Annotated in this window: 1 protein-coding gene; it reads right to left on the minus strand. The window is 75.8% G+C overall.

Annotated features, from left to right (window positions below):
* Positions 1–521: DAK2 domain-containing protein (locus D7X55_RS40335; RefSeq protein WP_121725729.1), on the minus strand; the 521-nt coding region annotated here is incomplete at both ends.

Raw genomic sequence — 521 nt, forward strand, 5'->3', positions numbered from 1 at the left:
CGTAAGCACCACCGACGCCGGGTGCAGCGCGTCCACTATCGTCCGGTCCCCGGGCTTCGCCCCGCCCAGCTCCGACACCGCCTCCACGCCCACCTCGAACGCCTTCGCCCAGGCCAGCGCATCCACCGGCTTGCTCGCCAGGAAGCGCGCCGCTCGCAGCAGCGCCGTCGCGTAGAACGGCCCGGAGCTGCCTCCGATGTTCCGGCGCAACGCCTGCCCCAGCTCCGTCAACGCGCTCGACGGCGTGGCCCACGCCTTCTCCGGCAACGCGCGGATCGCCGCCGCGCCACGCGCCAGGCTCAATCCCAGATCACCATCCCCCGCCTTGCTGTCCAGCTCCGTCAGCCGGGCCTCCGCCGCGTCCCACGCATCCGCCACCGCGAGCGCCGCGGCGCGCACCCGCGCCATCACCGGCTGCGGCTTCGGGTGCCCCTCCACCGTCGGCAGCGCGGCGCGCGTGGGCACCACCTGCCGCTGCTTCACCACCTGCCCCCGCCCCGGCCACGCCGGCGCCTCCGTGG

Origin of the sequence: Corallococcus sp. AB049A (genome assembly GCF_003668885.1) — a bacterium.
In the GTDB taxonomy this organism is placed as follows: domain Bacteria; phylum Myxococcota; class Myxococcia; order Myxococcales; family Myxococcaceae; genus Corallococcus; species Corallococcus interemptor.